General features: G+C 37.8%; 15 protein-coding genes. 4 read left to right on the top strand and 11 right to left on the bottom strand.

The window, feature by feature from the left end; translation table 11 throughout:
- Positions 1-54: 54 nt before the first annotated feature.
- Positions 55-1,980 carry a PTS fructose transporter subunit IIABC gene (locus IGI38_RS04995; protein WP_438727414.1) on the top strand — a complete coding sequence of 642 codons (1,926 nt, stop codon included), beginning with the start codon at positions 55-57 and terminating at the stop codon, positions 1,978-1,980.
- 119 nt (positions 1,981-2,099) lie between these two features.
- On the opposite strand, the gene tnpA is transcribed toward IGI38_RS04995, so the two are convergent.
- Positions 2,100-2,570 (bottom strand): IS200/IS605 family transposase, encoded by a 471-nt coding sequence (gene tnpA / locus IGI38_RS04990; RefSeq protein WP_438727411.1) that lies wholly within the window; start codon positions 2,568-2,570, stop codon positions 2,100-2,102.
- A 274-nt stretch (positions 2,571-2,844) separates the two neighbouring features.
- Here tnpA and IGI38_RS04985 point away from each other — a divergent pair, with 274 nt between their 5' ends.
- Positions 2,845-4,248 (top strand): IS1182 family transposase, encoded by a 1,404-nt coding sequence (locus IGI38_RS04985; protein WP_438725998.1) that lies wholly within the window; start codon positions 2,845-2,847, stop codon positions 4,246-4,248.
- Between the two features lie 70 nt (positions 4,249-4,318).
- Here the strand turns inward: IGI38_RS04985 and IGI38_RS04980 are convergent, their stop codons facing one another.
- A complete protein-coding gene (locus IGI38_RS04980) occupies positions 4,319-4,504 on the bottom strand; it encodes a hypothetical protein (RefSeq protein WP_438727408.1) in 186 nt (61 codons plus the stop codon).
- A gap of 128 nt (positions 4,505-4,632) precedes the next feature.
- On the bottom strand, positions 4,633-5,961 hold the full coding sequence (locus IGI38_RS04975; protein ID WP_438727405.1) for a hypothetical protein: 1,329 nt from the start codon (positions 5,959-5,961) through the stop codon (positions 4,633-4,635).
- Between the two features lie 134 nt (positions 5,962-6,095).
- On the opposite strand from IGI38_RS04975, the gene IGI38_RS04970 reads away from it, so the two are divergent.
- Positions 6,096-6,248 (top strand): SPJ_0845 family protein, encoded by a 153-nt coding sequence (locus IGI38_RS04970; RefSeq protein WP_438727402.1) that lies wholly within the window; start codon positions 6,096-6,098, stop codon positions 6,246-6,248.
- Here IGI38_RS04970 and yihA read toward each other — a convergent pair.
- The 8 genes from yihA to IGI38_RS04930 all read right to left on the bottom strand — a co-directional run bounded on the left by yihA (position 6,245) and on the right by IGI38_RS04930 (position 14,217).
- Positions 6,245-6,841 carry a ribosome biogenesis GTP-binding protein YihA/YsxC gene (gene yihA / locus IGI38_RS04965; protein ID WP_438727399.1) on the bottom strand — a complete coding sequence of 199 codons (597 nt, stop codon included), beginning with the start codon at positions 6,839-6,841 and terminating at the stop codon, positions 6,245-6,247. The two genes, IGI38_RS04970 and yihA, sit on opposite strands and share 4 nt — an antisense overlap.
- Before the next feature lie 144 nt (positions 6,842-6,985).
- Positions 6,986-8,233, bottom strand: coding sequence for an ATP-dependent Clp protease ATP-binding subunit ClpX (gene clpX, locus IGI38_RS04960; protein WP_438727396.1), 1,248 nt, complete (start codon positions 8,231-8,233; stop codon positions 6,986-6,988).
- Positions 8,234-8,384: 151 nt separating this feature from the next.
- Entirely contained in the window at positions 8,385-9,755 is a 1,371-nt protein-coding gene (locus IGI38_RS04955; protein ID WP_438727393.1) for a GH25 family lysozyme, read from the bottom strand.
- A 280-nt stretch (positions 9,756-10,035) separates the two neighbouring features.
- Complete coding sequence (gene tig / locus IGI38_RS04950; RefSeq protein ID WP_438727390.1) at positions 10,036-11,319, bottom strand: trigger factor; 1,284 nt, start codon at positions 11,317-11,319, stop codon at positions 10,036-10,038.
- Positions 11,320-11,422: 103 nt separating this feature from the next.
- Positions 11,423-12,346, bottom strand: coding sequence for a tetratricopeptide repeat protein (locus IGI38_RS04945; protein ID WP_438727387.1), 924 nt, complete (start codon positions 12,344-12,346; stop codon positions 11,423-11,425).
- Positions 12,347-12,348: 2 nt separating this feature from the next.
- Complete coding sequence (locus tag IGI38_RS04940) at positions 12,349-12,888, bottom strand: RDD family protein (RefSeq protein WP_438727384.1); 540 nt, start codon at positions 12,886-12,888, stop codon at positions 12,349-12,351.
- A gap of 2 nt (positions 12,889-12,890) precedes the next feature.
- Positions 12,891-13,919 carry a signal peptide peptidase SppA gene (gene sppA, locus IGI38_RS04935; protein ID WP_438727381.1) on the bottom strand — a complete coding sequence of 343 codons (1,029 nt, stop codon included), beginning with the start codon at positions 13,917-13,919 and terminating at the stop codon, positions 12,891-12,893.
- 10 nt (positions 13,920-13,929) lie between these two features.
- Entirely contained in the window at positions 13,930-14,217 is a 288-nt protein-coding gene (locus IGI38_RS04930) for a hypothetical protein (RefSeq protein WP_438727378.1), read from the bottom strand.
- 484 nt (positions 14,218-14,701) lie between these two features.
- Between IGI38_RS04930 and glmS the strand changes: the two genes are divergently transcribed.
- On the top strand, positions 14,702-16,510 hold the full coding sequence (gene glmS, locus IGI38_RS04925) for a glutamine--fructose-6-phosphate transaminase (isomerizing) (RefSeq protein ID WP_438727375.1): 1,809 nt from the start codon (positions 14,702-14,704) through the stop codon (positions 16,508-16,510).
- Positions 16,511-16,516: the final 6 nt, after the last annotated feature.

The following is a 16,516-nucleotide window of genomic DNA, read 5'->3' as shown; positions in this document are numbered from 1 at the left end:
TTATCTTTACTTCTGTTGAAGATATGTATGAATTTAGAATTTGGAGGAATTATAATGGATATTAAGGATTTATTGATCAAAGATGCTATGATCATGGATTTGCAGGCTACCAATAAAAAGGCAGCAATCGATGAGATGGTTCAAAAAATGTATGACGCCGGTCGAATTTCAGATATCAATGTTTATAAACAAGGTATCTTAAAACGCGAAGCTCAAACTTCAACTGGTTTAGGTGATGGTATCGCGATGCCGCATGCTAAGAATAGTGCTGTTAAAGAGGCTACTGTTCTATTTGCCAAAAGTAAAAATGGAGTTGATTATGAGTCATTAGATGGACAGCCAACTTACCTGTTCTTTATGATTGCTGCTCCTGAAGGTGCCAATGATACTCACCTTCAAGCTCTAGCTGCATTATCAAGACTTTTGATTAATCCTGATTTTGTAGAAAAATTGAAAACAGCAGAAACACCTAGCGAAGTACAAGCAACCTTTGATGAAGCGGAAAGAGCTAAAGAAGCGGAAGAAAAAGCAGAAGCTCAGATTGAATCGAAGGAAAAGATCAAAGACACTAATCGTCGATATATCGTAGCCGTAACGGCTTGCCCTACTGGTATCGCCCACACATATATGGCTGAAGATGCTTTGAAGAAAAAGGCCAAAGAAATGGGCGTAGATATAAAAGTTGAAACCAATGGTTCTGAAGGAATTAAGCATCGCCTAACAGATGATGAAATCGCTCGTGCAGATGGCGTTATCATAGCTGCTGATAAAAAAGTTGAGATGAATCGCTTCAATGGAAAAGAATTAGTTAATCGCCCTGTAAGCGATGGCATTCGCAAACCAGAAGAATTGATCAACTTGGCATTAAGCGGCAAAGCCCCTGTTTATCATGGAAATGGTGAAGATGCTTCGGCTGATGAAGAAAAAAGTGATAATGGCACTTTAGGTCAACGTATCTATAAAGATTTAATGAATGGTGTTTCCCATATGTTGCCATTTGTTATCGGTGGCGGTATCATGATCGCATTGTCATTCATGATTGACCAATTCATGGGGGTTCCTCAATCAGAGCTTGCTAATCTGGGGAATTATAATCAAGCTGCCAGCTGGTTCAACCAAATTGGCGGAGCCGCATTCGGTTTCATGCTTCCAGTACTCGCTGGTTTTATTGCATCAAGTATTGCTGATCGTCCTGGTTTGATTGCCGGATTTGCTGCTGGTGCTTTAGCAAATACAGGTGGTGCTGGTTTCTTAGGTGCATTAATTGGTGGATTTCTTGCTGGATATGTCATAATCTTCTTGAAGAAACTGTTCAAAAACCTACCTAAATCACTTGAAGGAATTAAAGCGATTCTTTTTTATCCCTTCTTTGGTTTAATGATCACCGGCTTCTTGATGCTATTAGTTAACGTCCCGATGAAGGCTATCAATGATGGTTTAAACGGCTTTCTAACTGGTCTTAGTGGATCAAATGCTATTTTATTGGGCGCTTTGCTTGGCGGAATGATGGCCATTGACTTAGGTGGACCTATCAATAAAGCCGCTTATGTATTCGGTACTGCAACCCTTGCTTCAAGCGTTGCTCAAGGTGGTTCTATCGTGATGGCTGCTGTTATGGCAGGCGGAATGGTTCCTCCATTAGCAATTTTCGTTGCGACTCGTTTATTCAAAAATAAATTTGAAAAGAGTCAAGTTGATGCTGGTTTGACTAACATAGTCATGGGACTTTCCTTCGTTACAGAAGGTGCAATCCCGTTTGCTGCTGCTGACCCAATCCGTGTTATTCCAAGTTTCGTTGTTGGTTCGGCATTAGCTGGTGGATTAGTCGGTGCTGTCGGCATCAAGCTGCTTGCTCCTCACGGCGGTATCTTCGTAGTTCTACTTTTGAGTCATCCGCTACTATATCTTTTGTTTATCGCCATTGGCGCAATCGTTTCGGGTGTAATCTACGGTTTAGTAAAAAAACCTGCCACTAAATAAAGTAACCCATCCACCCGTGAAAACGGGTGGCTTTTTAACACCTCTAGAAGAGGTCCCCGCTCACACACTCCATAAATGGAGCTTTCTAAAAGATCGCCAACCGCTCGTCGCTCGCTACTTTATTTCTTTTTCTTACTCTTGAACGGATCAACGTATTCTCGTTTACTTATACTATCTCGAATACGATCATCTGATTCCTGTTCTCGTATATATTTTGCGATTGTTTTCTGATTCAAACCCACTGTACTTACGTAATACCCTTTTGACCAGAAACTTTTATTCCCATATTTATAGACTAAGTTTCCATGCTGTTCATGGATCAGTGTCGCGCTTCTCTCTTTTAAAAATCCCATGAAGTAGGAAATGCTTATTTTGGGTGGAATTCTTACTAACATATGAATATGATCTGGCATTGCATGAGCTTCGATGATTTCTACTTCTTTCATTTCACAGAGCTTGCGCAAAATCCTTCCGATATCCTTTCTCAATTCTCCATAGATTACTTTCCTTCTATATTTTGGAGTGAACACGATGTGGTACTTACAATTCCATCTTGTATGTGATAAACTTTTGTCGTCATTTGATGACATGAAAAAACTCCTTTCGATAAAATGAGCGGTTGGTAGCCACTTATTAGTATATCGAAAGGAGTTTTTAACGCTAAAGCTTTTTCGTCCACGCGTAGAAACGCGCGGTTTTTTTGTTTCACTCGCTACCGCGAGCGAAACTGACTGAAGTCGTTAACAAAAAACACTCTCGAATTGAGAGTGTTTCAGACTGTAGACAAAGTCCACTTTATGGATGCTGTCTACAGTCTTTTCTTTTATAATAGATTTATGAAACCGAATACAAGGAGTGGTATTTATGATGTCTAAAAAAAATACGAACGGCAGAAATCAATTCGCGATGCTCACGATTGATGACCTGGTCCCTCAAGACCACCTCGTTCGAAAGATTGACGCCTCGCTTGATTTTGAATTTATTTATCCAATCGTCGAAGCCACTTACTCCGATTTAGGTAGGCCAAGTATTGATCCGGTGATTCTGATCAAATTAGTGTTTATCCAATATTTATTCGGCATCCGTTCCATGCGACAAACCATCAAGGAAGTCGACACCAATGTCGCTTATCGCTGGTTTTTAGGTTATTCTTTCGAAGAGAAAATCCCCCATTTTTCAACCTTTGGAAAAAATTACGTACGCCGGTTTAGAGAAACGACACTGTTTGAGGATATTTTTGCTTATATTTTGGAACAAGCAATTAAAGCCGGTTTTGTAACAGAAGATAATTTGTATCTTGATTCGACTCACATCAAAGCCAATGCCAATAAACATAGGTTTACGAAAGAAATGACGCATGATGAAGCGAAAGCCTATCAGGATGAACTAGAAGATGAAATCAATCGCCAACGAATCGAAGCCGGAAAACGCCCTTTTACTTTGGACTTAGAAAAGGAAGTGAAGCTGAAAGAAAGAAAAATAAGTAAGGCTGACCCGGAAAGCGGCTACTACGTCAAAGGCGAACGAGAAAAACAATTTGCTTATTCTGCCCATACCTCATGCGACGACAACGGATTTGTTCTCAGCACAATCGTGACTCCAGGAAATATTCATGACAGTCAAGTCGCGTTTCAACTCGTCAAACAATCGAAGAGACTTTTTCCAGAAATCAAACGAGTGGTTGCGGATGCCGGCTATAAGACACCAAAGTTTGTTCACTTTTTGACTCATTTGAACCTTCGGCCTTGTTTGCCTTATTCAAGGTCCAAAGGGAAAAAGGACCTGTTATTAAAAAATAAGTTTCTCTACGACGAGTATTTTGATTGTTATATTTGTCCGCAGGATCAAATGCTCAATTTTTCAACGGTTACTCGAGAAGGCTACCGAGAATACAAATCTAATCCAAAAGAATGTGTCCACTGTCCTTTACTAAAACAATGTACCAAAAGTAAGAATCATCAACGAGTCATCACAAGACATGTTTGGGGAGCTTTGATGGATGAGATAGAGCATCTTCGTCTGACAGACTTGAATAAAGCCATTTACAGAAAACGAAAAGAAACGATTGAACGAATATTTGCGGATGCAAAAGAAAAGCATGGAATGCGTTGGACCAAGTATCGAGGCTTGGAAAAAGTTGCGACGCATACGATGCTAGTGTTTGCTGCAATGAATTTAAAGAAATTGGCCACTTGGTTATGGAAAGGCAAAGAGCCTTTATTTTTTTGTTCTGAATTTCGTAAGAAATCAGATAAAAAGACGGCCTAAACTCAAATCAAGAGTTTGGGACGTCTTTTGTCTACAGTCTGAACACTCTCGAATTGAGAGTGTTTTTTTATTACATCCAGCGATCTTTTCTACGCGCACGAACTGGTTGAGGTTTTGGTTTAATCGTAAATAGAATCATACCAATAAAGAACACTGCAATTGACAAAGGAATCTCAAGTGAAGCAAGCGGCAAGCCAAAAATTATCCCAACGATCAGTAAACAACTACCCATAATCTTGATATATCTTCGATCCATAATTAACCTCTCCTTTTTTAGTAAAAAACTACCTTTCACTCAGTCTATCATTACAAAATCACTTGAACCTTCATTTTGCTCACTCTATAGTTGCTTTTTTACGACAAGAACGCTAAACTCGTATCCTTCTATATTTCAAGTATGTCTAACTGATTCTTAGCTGATACCTTTTTTTGGTCAATAAATGATACGATCAAATGCTTCGCTTCTTTTTCCAATGAGAAAGTAAGGGAATCATTTTTGCGACTAACTTGATGAATCGTCATATCTCTTAGCGCAAATTTTAAATCTTCCAAAGGGAAATCCAAAAAAGCTTTCTTAGGAATAAATAATTGTAATACAGCAGTATAATCCTTGTAGCGCATATCTTGAATCTCGAATTCAATTGAATCACGAATGTAGTATTCAAAAGCTGCTAAGCCTTTATCAAGCGTAAGCTCAGGATACAAAATATGATAATTCATCATTCGCTCGCTTTCGTCATCGATCCAAGGAAAGTAGGCTAACGCATTCAAGCCACCTTTCATTCGATTAACACGATATTGGTTTGTTAAAAAGTTATAGGTACGAGTCACAAAATAGGAAGCCTCACTCTTTTCGGTTGGCTGAAATTGTTCGTTCTGATATTGAACGGTTTGGACCACAGTATCTTCAAAGGCAAACTCAATATATGGTTGCTTCAACAATCCCACACCATTTGTATAAGATAATTGTGCAATTCCTAATTGATCACGAAATAGCTGTTGAAAATTCAGGTTTGCCTTCTCCTTCCACTGAAAAGGATCCTTATACAACTCAAAAAAAACACCTGAACCAAGCTCGGCAACTTCTTCTACCTGCTGGATTTCTAACAATAATTGTTTAGCAAAAAGTTTTTTGTATGGTTCTCCTAAGAATAGCCACCAACAAGCCGTCAAACAAACCCCTTTATAAAAAACATCGTATCCAGGAAAGGCATTACAATCCACTACTGCATCACCATTAAGACCTTTCATTTTTGGTAAAGCATTTGTTTCTTCAGCCGTTTCAAATGAGCGACGCTTAGATAACTCACTCGTATTATGATACAAATATTCCTCATAGGAACGTATATACGAGAAAAAGCCATGTTCGATTAAGCGAGATTTTAAATAATCTAAATACACATTTTCCCAATAGTAAAAATTCTTCTCTTTAAAAATACACTTCTCGAATAGTGTGTCTCCCAATAGATGAACTGTCATTTCCTCTTCTTCATTCTTTAATTGTAACCAGCAATCTTCTTTTGTACCGAATTTAGCGATAATCCTCTGTAAGTAATCGTGATCAAATGGCTGTTCTTTCCCATTAATCAACATACTGTCTGGTTCCAGCAATAGACGACTCATGATTAGCCAGTCCTTGATTTTCGATTGGATATCATCTTGCTTTAAATCATAAAGTTGACTGACACTGTAGATCTTCTGATTATTTCCCATTGCCTTCCCCCTTCCTAATTGCCTTATTATAATTATATCTTAAAGATTTAAAAAACCCTATAAAATTGATTACTAAGTTTAAAAAAATTGTATACTATAATAAATTGTGTTAAAACTAAAATGGAGGTGTTCAGATGGGGCTAAAATTTGAAAAAACCGATGATTTAGATAAGTTGTTTGAATCATTTGCAGTTGATCCAGACAAAAAAGTGCAGAAGGATGAGGATATCCAGAAGTTCTTAAAACCAAAAACAGAACAAAATAGCAAAAAAAAGGATCAGGCTTAAGCCTGGTCCTTTTCGATTGCAGCTTCAATTGCTTGCCATGCTTCTTCTTTTCCTTTTTTTGTCTCAGAAGAGAAAAGAATGAAAGTATCATTCGGGTCAAAGTCTAATTTTTTTTTGATAGCACTCGTATGTTTATTCCATTTTCCGCGAGGTATCTTATCTGCCTTCGTGGCCACAACGATTACAGGGATACCATAATACTTCAAAAATTCATACATCTGGATATCCTCTTTACTAGGATCGTGGCGTGCATCGACTAACGAAACAACTGAACGCAATTGCTTGCGACTAGTAATATATGTTTCGATCATTTCGCCCCATTTTGCCCGTTCTGTTTTAGAAACTTTCGCGTATCCATATCCGGGTACATCCACAAAATGCAACGCATTTTCGATTAAATAAAAATTTAGTGTTTGAGTCTTTCCTGGCTTTCCAGAGGTTCTAGCCAAATTTTTACGATCAATTAAAGTATTAATAAAGGAAGATTTACCCACATTTGAACGTCCTGCCAAAGCGATTTCTGGCAGATCAGTTTCAGGATATTGTTTTGGTGAGACCGCACTGATAACGATCTCTGCATTATGCACTTTCATTCTTTCACGCCTTTCAAAAAGAGGTTATAACAGAAGTAGGGCAACTTCAAGAAATTTCGGATTACTTCCGAAGAAACTACCTCTGTCACACCATTTGTTCGGAAAAGGAGCTGTGACAAGACTTTTGTCACAGCTCCTTACTTGCTAACCTGCTTTTTTCTTATCGCTATGATACTCAATAATGGGTTTCCCAGATCCTTCTACAGAATCTTTTGTTACGATTACTTTTTCGATTGATTCATCTGAAGGAATGTCAAACATAACATCCATCATAACGTCTTCGATGATTGATCGTAAGCCACGTGCGCCTGTATTACGAGTAATTGCTTTATCAGCAATCGCATTTAATGCATCCGCATCGAATGATAAATCAGTATCATCATAAGAAAGTAATTTTTGGTATTGCTTAACTAACGCATTTTTAGGTTCAGTTAAAATACGAACCAAATCTTCTGTTGTTAATTTTTCTAAAGCTGTCGTAACTGGTAAACGTCCAATAAACTCTGGGATCAACCCAAACTTCAATAAGTCTTCTGGAATAATCTGTTGCATAATACTTGCATCTTCATCGATTTTCTTATTATTCTTACCAAAGCCAATCGTTTTTTCACCTAAACGATTTTTAACGATTGTTTCGATTCCATCGAATGCGCCGCCAACGATAAATAAAATATTTGTTGTATCAATTTGGATAAATTCTTGATGAGGGTGCTTACGTCCTCCTTGCGGTGGCACACTGGCAACTGTTCCTTCAAGAATCTTAAGCAAGGCTTGTTGCACACCCTCGCCTGAAACGTCACGAGTGATTGAAACATTCTCGCTCTTACGCGTGATTTTATCGATTTCGTCAATGTAGATAATACCCTTTTCCGCTCGTTCAACATTATAATCTGCGGATTGTAATAACTTCAATAGAATATTTTCGACATCTTCACCAACATACCCCGCTTCAGTCAGACTAGTCGCATCAGCAATCGCAAATGGTACATTTAGAGTTCTGGCCAACGTTTGCGCCAAAAATGTTTTCCCTGAACCGGTTGGTCCTATTAAACAAATATTACTCTTTTGCAACTCAACTTCATCTATTCCATCATTTTCAGTATTTACTCGTTTATAATGATTGTATACCGCAACCGACAATGCCTTTTTAGCTTGATCTTGACCAATAACATATTGATTCAAAACATCTAGTAATTCTTTTGGTTTTGGCACATCAATAAATTCACGAATAGCTTCTTCATGGAATTCTTCGTCTATAATTTCTTTACAAAGGTCAATACACTCATTACAGATGTAAACTCCGGGACCCGCAACGACTTTTTTTACTTCCTCTTGGGTCTTCCCGCAAAATGAACAGCGGACTGTTTCACCTGCGCCTGTGCTCTCATACATGGCTGTCACCTCTTGATTATTTCTCTACAAATGTTTCCACGATTGCAGTCTTTATCTATAATAACATAAAGCCTTGAAAAGACAAAGAAACCAGTGGTAAATAAAAAGGAAATCTAAAGAAAAAAGTTCTCGATTTCTCGAGAACCTTTTTCTATTTAGCATACCAAGCTAATCCTTCATATCTCCAGCCTTGCTTAACTAAATTATTTTTTTCATTAGTATTCAATGTATAATGATGTGATCCAGCTTTGGCATTTGGATTATATAATCGGTGCAATGCATTTGATCCTCCAGAATACCAAGAGATTCCTTCATAACGCCACCCTTTTGAAACTAAATTATTTTTCTCATTAGCATTAAGTGTATAATGATGATCTCCTGCATTTGGGTTATATAAGCGATAGACTGGATTTCCAGATGTCGGACCATTCCATCCTATCCCTTCGTATCTCCACCCTTTTGAAACTAAATTATTTTTCTCCGCCACATTTTGTGTATAGAAATGTTCTCCGCTATTAGGATTATACACACGGTACATTTGCACACTGTTTGCTGGCGGTGTTGTAGCCGGATTACTAAAAGTAGAAGTATAATCCGCATTGATGTCAAAGTTTCCGTTGATGCCTGGGAACGATAATTGCGAAGACCATTGCCAAGCGCCATACTGAGTATAAAAATTAGTAGTCGAAAGATTGTACGGATATGCTGCTACCCAAATATTTTTATTTCCAATAGTGGCAGCATTTATTCGTCCGGTAGTCAACCAATTCAAGCCTATATAATGACGAACATTTCCGTAACCCAAAGTTTTCAATCGATTTTCGAAAGCTCTAGAATTATTCGTATGGTTCCCTTTACCAAGAATCTGAGGTTCCTCAATATCGTTTACCATAACAGTACTGTTACTTAAACCGAATTTTTTTGCAGCAGCAGCAAAATAATTTGCTTCTGCAACAGCTTGTGCATCGCTAGTAAACCAGCTGTAGTGATATGCAGAAACTTTCATCCCAGCAGCCATAGCGTTGTTGATTTGGGACTGCGCATTAGGATTTGTGTAGCTCGTCGCTTCAGTCAATTTGATGACGACACCTGTGACACCATATTCTCTCATTTTTTGGAAACTCGCAACGGAGATATTTCCATTATGAGAAGAAATATCGACAAAGCTCTTGCTTGGTGTATTCGTATTACTCGCTGAAACAGAAGGTAGCGCTGCAAATAATTGAATTGTTGGATAGAGATCTGAACGTCCTTTTGGTAAAGACATTGTTCCTTCAGCAGTCTCCATTTGTGACTGAGGTATTGTTGCCTCATCTTCTGCTTCGACACTCTCTGTTATCTCGGCTTCGTTATTCTCAGTAGATTGCTCAGTAGCTTCAGTGCTATCCGTTGAATCAACTGTTCCAGTCGTCTCGACTGTCTGTTCATTACTTGCTATTTGATTTTCCTCAGCTAAAGCTGTAGATGATAAATTCAGACATAAAACAGTTAAAAAACATAGTCCTAAAATTTTCTTCTTCATTTTCTCCTCCTTAAGATATAAAAACTGCTTGATTACAAAAAATAAAAAAACGAGAACGACCTCATTTCATTAATAATTCAATATTACCAAATTTAAGCGTTATTTTGAAGTTATTCATTATAAATATCTATAAAAAAGTGGAAAACTAAGTTGCCAAGCTTCATCAACGGCAATCAAATCCGACTAGTTAGTTGAACAAAATAAAAAAGTATGCAGTACAAAAGCTTGTACCGCATACCAATATTTCCTTATTTTTTGTATTGATTACCTAAAAATAGATCTATTTTTCTACAGCTGTCCCAGTAACAAGTTCAACTGCTTTTTTCATCTTGATGTCATGCTCTAACATATCTTCTGTCAGGACACGGCTAATTTGTTCTTCTGGCATTTGATACATCTCAGCCAAATCTTTAATTTCTTTAGCAATATCTTCTTCAGAAGCTTCGATTTTCTCTGCTTCAACGATAGCTTCCATTACTAAGTTCGTTTTAACTCGCCCTTCAGCTTCACCTTCAAATTGTGTATGAAGATCTTCTTCAGTAGAACCAGTTAATTGGTAATACATTTCTGGAGAGATTCCTTGACGTTGCATATTGTTTAAGAACTCATCCATTGAACGATGAACTTCATCGTGCACCATTACATGTGGAAGTTCAACGATTTCAGCATTTTCAACAGCTTGCTTGATTGCTGCTTCGTCTTTAGCTTCTTTTGCAGCTTCTTCTTTTTGTTTTGTCAATTCATCACGATATTTTGCTGTTAATTCGTCTAAAGAATTTACTTCTTCGTCAACATCTTTAGCAAAATCGTCGTCTAACTCAGGTAATTCTTTTGCTTTAATTTCATGAATCGTTACTTTGAAGATCGCTTCTTTACCAGCTAAATCTTCCGCTTGATAGTCTTCTGGGAAGGTTACAGTTACATCTAGACTTTCGCCAGCTTTATGTCCAACTAATTGTTCTTCAAAACCAGGAATAAATGAACCAGAACCTAATTCAAGAGAATAGTTTTCACCTTTTCCACCTTCAAAAGCTTCTTCTCCAACAAAACCTTCAAAATCAATTACAGTAGTGTCGCCATTTTCAGCCGCTTCATCTTCTTTAATTACTAATTCTGCTTGAGCTTCTTGTTCTGATTTCAAACGTGCATCTACATCAGCGTCTGAAACTTCAACATCTTGTTTAGGAACTTCTAATTCTTTATAATCGCCTAATTTAACTTCAGGTTTCACAGTAACCTCTGCTTTGATAACCCAAGCTTCGCCTTTTTCCATGCTGTCTACGTCAATTTTGGGTTGAGAGACTGGATCAATGCCTGCTTCTTTAACAGCAGCTTCATAAGCTGTTGGTAATACATCGTTTAATGCGTCTTCATACAATGCTTCTTCACCGTACATACGGTTAAATACTTGGCGAGATACCTTTCCTTTGCGGAAGCCAGGTACATTAAGATTTTTTTTCACTTTGTTGAATGCATTTGTTAACCCTTTTTGAATCTCAGTTTGTTCAATTGAGAATGTTAACACACCATCATTGGTGCCCGTTTTTTCAAAATTTACAGTCACGTTTGTTCCCTCCGAATACTAATATACTTGCATTTTGCATACCATTAAATATTACACTACTGATTGTGAAATGTAAATATAAAGCTTTTGCTCTCGGTATTTTTTAATGATAATCGAACATCAGTTGTTTTATTTCCCCACGGATCATTTCAACCCTCTCATCAAGGGAAGCAGAATACTCTGAATACTCCGCCAAATAACTAGCAACCCAAGCCTCCGGTTTCATAAAAGAACTTTGTAATGGATATAAAAATGCCATTTCTACATTAACCTCTTCTAATAAATTCGCTAACAATGTCGGATTTTCATTACCTAGACATTCAGTCAAACGAGTTCCAATAGCACTTTGCAAAGATTCATCAACCCCAGATTTAGCCGGTGACAATTCTACAATTTCGTTTTGGATGCTCAGATACCGAGTCTTTTCAGTAACACCCATCCGTGCCATACTCTCAAATAGATAACTGCGAACCAATGGTGCAACTTGAGAATCCACCATAAAACTTTTAGCCAATGCTTTTAACTGCCTTTCAGGTAACTGCTTGATTTTCCGAACAAGTATTAGCTGTTCCATTGCCAGCAAGGATGGAAGCTGGTTTAATTCGTTCTCCAGCTGCTTGATTTTTGCCAGCTGTTGCCTTTGATAAAAAGATTCTTGCTCCTCAATACGCATTAGCCAAAGATTTTTCTGTTCTTCAGTTAAATACTTGTATTTTTGTGCTCGCCATAAGAATTCACGGGCAGCGAAGAATCTTTGAGAGTATAATTGAATCTGCAAATACAAATCAATAGTCTCCGCTGTTTCGAGATAACTGTCAGCTCTTTCTTCTGAATACTCAAGTGCCTCTGGAAAATAACCTTGTTCTAATGCCAAACTCGCAATTAATCGGTTAAGTTTAGAGGATGGATTTACTTGATAAGCAAGTTTGTAGTTCTCTAACGCTTGCGAATAGTCCCCTGCTGAAAAAGCTTCTTCTGCGAGCGTTAAGTAGTAGTGATCATTGTTAGGGAATTCAATTGGATTCATTCTTATACTAAGCCCTCTCTAGCTGCTAATAAATTTAGTGTCACAACACTCGTGTCAGAGAAATAATCCCCAATGTGCTGCTTATTCGGTGTAAAAATGGTGATAAGATAACCTATCATAAAAAACGATCCCCGTAAAATAAAACGGCAAGCTCCTTCTCGGATCAGAACCGTTTGCCAACTCAGTTCCTCTTCTTTAAAACAGACTACACGAATCCCAAAAGCCATCTTTCCAATCGTTTGTCCATGGTTCATTTTTGTCATCAAAATAAAATATGCTAGGTAGATCAACAATGTCAAAAATCCATAAACACTTACTAACTCAGAACTCTTGGTTAACCCAATAAGATTCGCAGGTAGACCCAATAAGATTCCAGTGATAGCCGAAATGCAGATTAGATCCAACAAATACGCAAAAAATCGAATCCAAAAACCCGAAAAAAAATAGTCTGGGTAATGATGAAAATCCGGTTTACGTATTTTCTTTTCAAGCAATTGCGTCACAGGTCCTACTGCTGGTTTTTGACTAATCTCCTCAGTCATTATTACTCACCTCCATAAAGATACATCGCTTTTGGAGCCTGGGGAGTGCCGATACTTTCAACGATATTTCTAACCAACTCATCTTGAGAAGGTTTAATACCTTGAAATTCGGCTAAGCTATTGCCTAACCATGTGTTCATAAAATTAGTCGACCCAGTAGTATATGAAACAACTTTAGCATCGCTCAACCCTTTGTCCTTTCGTAGAGCCTTTAATGCTTGATCTGGATAACCAATTGCATCTACTAAACCATTTTCTAAAGCCTGAGCGCCATCATAAATTCTTCCATCAGCTAGTTTACGAACTTGCGCCTCATCCATATTACGTCCATCCGCTACCGTTTTGACGAAGCGACCGTACATACTATCCACGAAAGCTTGTAAAACTTCTTTATCCTCTTTGGTTTGAGGCCTAGAAGAAGAACCGATATCTTTTAGTGCACCACTCTTAATGGTTGCATCGGTGATACCCAATTTTTCCATCAATCCAGAATAATTCATACTAGACATAATAACCCCGATTGAACCTGTCATTGTGTCTTCTGTAGCAAATATCCGGTCAGAATTTGCGGCTATGTAGTAACCGCCGCTAGCGGCCTGACTCTCCATTGAAGCATAAATCGGAATCTTTCTATCGTTTTGAAGTTCTTTCAACGCACGTGTAATTTCCGCTGTTTCATAAACAGCTCCTCCTGGAGAGTTTATCTCTAATAGAATCCCTTTGATTGTTGAATCATTCTGAATCTTAGCTAATTGTTTCATAAATGATTCATGATTATAGCCGCTAGTTGAAAATAGACCGCTTGTACCATCATCAATAATAGTTCCTTCTACTACCAATTTAGCAATTTTATCGTCGCTTGATCCAGCCTCCTCAATTTTTTCTTGCGGTTCATTCGTTCCATACAATAGCTCGTTAACCTGACTAAGTTCCCTTTGATTCTCGTTTTTACGGCTAATTGTTGATGAGATTATCGAAAAGATCAACAATATCACTGCAATACCGACTGCAACCCAACGTCTTTTATTCATTTTCTGCCTCCTAATATAAGTTACGAATAATTAATACTTTTTCTACTGGACCTTCAGCTTTCATTTTGTTTGCTTTTTCAAGCAGAGAATACCCTCCGAAAAATTCATGGGTTAAAGGGTCTTCAATCTTAAACATTTTCGCATCCTCTATACTTAAAGCATCAGGATTGATTTCTTGGATACTGTCCCAGCCTGTATCTAAAAATATTTTGGTATTATCACTAATTTCAGGATTATTAGTAAGCTGTGTCAAAAATTCACGTAATTCTCCAACTGTTAGGTTTTCTGGTTGATTCATTTTATTTTCCCCTCTCGTCTATTTTTTGTGAAAAATGTCTTCACAAAAAAATTTCATTATTCATAAGTAAACAGACTTTACAAAGAACAAATGCTTCCCTTCAGAGCCGCTCACTGCATAATACTTCTCTATTTTACCTTATTCTTCTCACAGATGAAATGCAGAAGCTGTTTTGTTACTATGTTCCTCATTTTCACAGATATCATATATACCAATTAAGTAAAAATAAAAAAAATTTGACTATATACATCGTTTATATTATATTAGTCATTGTTTCCGATTTTAAAAAAAGAAAATCTTAGATGTACCATTAAGATAGCGCCAGACCTTTTAGAGGTGACGAGGAAGAAACTAATCGAAAAAATTCGGCGGGTGGTTTCAGGGCTGCTGTACTCTACAGATCATTACAAAAACTTTATAAAAGAACAAAAAAATGGTCATACAGCTCGGAAACATATAATGAATAGGAAAGTAGGAAAGCATTATGTGTGGAATCGTAGGAATTGTAGGAAATGAGCGGGCAACAAGTATTTTGGTAAATGGATTGGAGAAATTGGAATATCGCGGCTATGACTCAGCAGGTATTTTCGTTGCAGATCAAAATGAAGACTTTTTGATTAAATCTCAAGGTCGGATTAAAGAATTAGCAGAGAAAATTGACCCTAAGGTTCATGGATCAATTGGCATTGGTCATACTCGTTGGGCAACGCACGGCGAGCCGAGTGAAGAAAATGCACATCCACATACTTCGCAAAGTAAACGTTTTGTTTTAGTTCACAACGGTGTAATTGAAAACTATGATGAGTTGAAAGAAAAATATTTGGCAAACGACATTTTTTACGGTGAAACTGATACAGAAATAGCCGTTCACTTGATCGAATATTTCTCGAAGCAAGGTCTTTCAACAAAAGACGCTTTTCGTAAGTCTCTAAAGGAAATTCATGGTTCATATGCTTTTGGTCTAATTGACAAAAATGAACGTGAAACAATTTATGTCGGAAAAAACAAAAGCCCATTATTAATTGGGTTAGGCGATGGATTCAATGTCGTCTGCAGTGACGTGATGGCAATGCTAGAACAAACCAATCAATTCGTTGAAATCAATGATGGTGAGATGGTAATAGTAACTAAAAATCGAATTGAAATTGAAGACGAAACAGGAAGCGAGATTCAACGTGCACCTTACGAAGCAAAAATCGATCTTTCTGATATGGAAAAAGGAACCTATCCTTACTATATGCTAAAAGAAATTGACGAACAACCTGCTACGATGCGCCGGATCATCAGTGAATACACTGATGAAACAGGAACCGTCGTGATCGAAAATGAGTTGTTGCAAAGTTTATTGAATAGTGACCGTATTTATATTGTTGCATGCGGCACAAGCAACAATGCTGGGTGGGCAAGCAAACAAATCATTGAAGGCTTAGCTAACATCCCTGTCGAAATTCATTTATCCAGTGAATTCGGTTATAACATGCCTTTACTTTCAGAAAGACCTTTCTTTATTTATTTGACTCAAAGTGGTGAAACAGCGGATAGTCGCCAGGTATTAGTTAAAACAAATGAATTGGGTTACCCATCCCTAACTGTGACAAACGTTGCTGGTTCAACTTTGTCACGCGAGGCGAGTTTTACAATGTTATTGCATGCTGGTCCAGAAATCGCCGTAGCTTCCACTAAGGCATATACAGCGCAAATTGCAGCCTTAACTGTTTTGGCAAAAGCTGTTGGTGAAGCTAAAAACATAACCGCTGCAAGAGATTTTGATTTAACAAAAGAATTAGGGATCGCGGCGAATGCGATGGATGTAATGATTGCGGAAAAAGCAATGATCGAGGAAATTGCTGAAGAATATTTAGCCACAACTCGCAATGCCTTCTATATCGGACGATCTGAAGATTATTATGTCTCCATGGAAGTAGCTTTAAAACTAAAAGAAATTTCTTACATTCAAGCTGAAGGTTTTGCGGCTGGCGAACTGAAACATGGAACGATTGCGCTTGTTGAGGATGGTACTCCTGTTATCGGCATCATTACAGAAGCAGTAACAGCCCCTCACACTCGTGGAAATCTACGTGAGGTAGAAAGCCGTGGCGCTCACACGCTGGTGATTACCTCTGAGGAATTAAGCAAAGACGGTGATCAAATTATTTTACCAAGCGTTCACCAGTTCTTGCGTCCGCTTGTCTCTGTAATTCCAGGACAATTAATCGCTTATTACGCAACTCTCTTACGTGGCTACGATGTTGATAAACCTCGTAATTTAGCAAAATCAGTCACAGTAGAATAAATAGAA

The organism is Enterococcus sp. AZ128, from assembly GCF_051714485.1.
GTDB lineage: Bacteria > Bacillota > Bacilli > Lactobacillales > Enterococcaceae > Enterococcus_A.
Note: the sequence above shows the minus strand (reverse complement) of the source record. Positions and strands in the feature narration are given on the sequence as shown.